This window comes from Candidatus Cryosericum hinesii, from assembly GCF_003570985.1.
Lineage (GTDB): Bacteria > Caldisericota > Caldisericia > Cryosericales > Cryosericaceae > Cryosericum > Cryosericum hinesii.
This window is the reverse complement of the sequence record NZ_QXIW01000007.1, coordinates 1-2,367: the sequence shown is the minus strand read 5'-3', so window position 1 is coordinate 2,367 and position 2,367 is coordinate 1. Positions and strand designations below refer to the sequence as shown.

Annotated in this window: 3 protein-coding genes and 1 pseudogene; 3 read left to right on the top strand and 1 reads right to left on the bottom strand. The window is 61.6% G+C overall.

Annotated features, from left to right (window positions below):
- From SMC3_RS01190 to SMC3_RS01180, 3 genes are all read left to right on the top strand, one after another.
- A partial coding sequence (locus SMC3_RS01190; RefSeq protein ID WP_207799602.1) for a flavodoxin family protein occupies positions 1 to 351 on the top strand: 351 nt, incomplete at its 5' end.
- Between the two features lie 2 nt (positions 352 to 353).
- The gene (locus tag SMC3_RS01185; protein ID WP_119086857.1) at positions 354 to 749 is read left to right on the top strand and encodes an FMN-binding protein; all 396 of its coding nucleotides are present in this window, start codon (positions 354 to 356) and stop codon (positions 747 to 749) included.
- Between the two features lie 28 nt (positions 750 to 777).
- Positions 778 to 1,278 carry a flavodoxin family protein gene (locus SMC3_RS01180; RefSeq protein ID WP_119086856.1) on the top strand — a complete coding sequence of 167 codons (501 nt, stop codon included), beginning with the start codon at positions 778 to 780 and terminating at the stop codon, positions 1,276 to 1,278.
- Between the two features lie 86 nt (positions 1,279 to 1,364).
- Here SMC3_RS01180 and SMC3_RS01175 read toward each other — a convergent pair.
- Positions 1,365 to 2,367 (bottom strand): annotated as a pseudogene (locus SMC3_RS01175) (sodium ion-translocating decarboxylase subunit beta); the annotation flags it as partial.

The window sequence follows — 2,367 nt, the reverse complement described above, 5'->3', positions numbered from 1 at the left end:
CGCCTGGTCAACCCCGACTATGACGTTGCGGGCTACGAAACCGTCGTGATCCTGACCCCTGCCTGGGTCGGGAACCCTGCCCCGGCTGCCAATACGTTCCTGCGGACGGTCAACCTGACCGGCAAGAAGGTCCTGATCGTGGCACTTGGCGAGAGCGGCGAAAACCTTGCAACCTCGAGCCACCTGGAGCAGATGGCTCGGGCACGAGGCGGCCAGGTCATCGGCGTCCACCACATCCACGGCCTCAACTCCTCGGGCAAGGCGGGCCCTTCAGCAACAGTCGAGGAACTGGAGAAAGCGGGCCAACGTCTTGCAGACGTGCTCCAAGAACCCCACAATCAGGAAGACTGACCATGCGTCGACACGCTCGGTTGCTGCGGACATTACTGGTTCTCGTCGCTTTGATGGTGGCGTTGTCCATCGTCTCACAGGCTGTCTATGGTCCCTGGCTGCGACGGACAGCTGATGCCCTGGTCCTTTCATCACCCATCCTGTCGTACCGGTATCCCGGTGTCTATGAGGGCAGCGCGCACGTCGGACACGTCGCTGCAAAGGTCCGCGTGACACTGGGTTCTCAGGGGATCACGGCCATCGAGTTCCTCCAGCGGCCGCTGGGCAACATGGACCCACTGATCGCCGAAGTCGTACGGACAGGATCGGTCCTGGTGGACGCCGTAACAGGTGCGACCATCAGTCAGAAGGTCACGCTCAAAGCCATCGACAATGCCCTGATGCAGCAACATCCCTAGTGGAAGTAGTAGCCTGAAAACACTCATCGTGTTCTACAGCCGTGAGGGCTCGACCGCACAGATCGCCCAGGGGTTGGCACAGGCGACCGGGGGCACCTTGCGGCAACTGGTGGACAGCCGCAGGATGGAGAACGGCGGCATGTTCCGTGCCCTGATCGCCACCCTGCTTGGTCTGGGGACGACGCTGGTGGACCCCGACTACACTGTCGAACCGTTTGAAGCAGTCGTGGTCATGACACCAGTCTGGATCGGCAACCCGGCTCCTGCTGTGACGACGTTCATCAGCAATGCGATCCTTAAGGACAAGAAAACATTCATCGTCGCCGTCGGCGGGACTGCAGCCAACCCAGGAACCATCGCCCGGCTGGGGAAGCGGCTGAGCGCGCGCGGAGCCTCCGTCGTCGGGCATAGCGAAGTACTGGGATACATCCCGGACCCAAAAGCTGTACGTCCATCGGACGAGGAACTGGTGGCGGAGGGCGTCCTGCTCGCAGAAGCCGTCCGGCAAGCATTTGAGCCACAGTCCTGATCACCCTCTGGACCTTCTGACACTCCAGAATAACAAAAAGGCCGGCAGCTGTGCGCTGCCGGCCTCATCATCAGGGGTCGCTCTTGCTAGTGACCCAGCAGGCTGATCATGATACCCGCCGCGACGGCGGTACCGATAACGCCGGCGACGTTGGGACCCATTGCATGCATGAGGAGGAAGTTGGCAGGGTTGTCTTTCTGCCCGACCTTCTGGCTGACACGCGCGGCCATAGGGACCGCCGACACGCCCGCTGAACCAATGAGTGGGTTGATCTTGTGTCCGGACAACACCCACATGAGGTCACCCAGGAGCATCCCGCCCGCGGTGCTGAACCCGAAGGCGATGACGCCCAGCCCGATGATGTAGAGCGTCTTGAGGTTCAGGAAGGATGTGGCGTTCATAGAAGCGCCCACGGCGACCGCTAGAAAGAGCGTGCAGATGTTGATGAGCTCGTTGGCGGCCGTGTTGCTGAGCCGCTCCACCACACCGCTCTCACGCAGCAGGTTGCCCAGCATGAGCATGCCCACGAGCGGCCCGACCGGTGGCAGCAGGATAGCGATGACGAAAGTCGTAACGATGGGGAACAGGATACGCTCGAGCTTGCCGACCGGGCGCAGCTGCTCCATGACCGTGCTGCGCATCTCATGTGTCGACAGCAGTCGCATGATGGGCGGCTGGATCAGCGGTACGAGAGACATGTACGTGTAGGCGGCGACCGCGATGGGACCCAGCAGCTCCGGGGCAAGCTTCGTGGCAGTGTAGATAGCCGTCGGCCCATCGGCTCCTCCGATGATACCAATGGCACCCGCCTGACCGATGCTGAACTGCAGCATCTTGGCGACGACCATGGCAACAAAGACACCAAACTGCGCTGACGCACCCAGCAGAAGCGACACGGGGTTGGCCAGCAGCGGGCCAAAGTCCGTCATGGCACCGATGCCNNGTCGGCTTGATGGTGCCGGTCAGGTCACGGACATAGTCGGGGTTGATACTGAAGAAGGAACCCTTGGCCGCCGGGATGTTGGCGAGAAAGCAGCCAAACGCAATCGGCAGCAGCAAGATCGGCTCGAAATCCTTGGCAATAGCCAG

Excerpts from the sequence above, each read along its gene's own strand:
- SMC3_RS01185 (WP_119086857.1), top strand. The coding sequence starts at position 354 with ATGCGTCGACACGCTCGGTTGCTGCGGACATTACTGGTTCTCGTCGCT.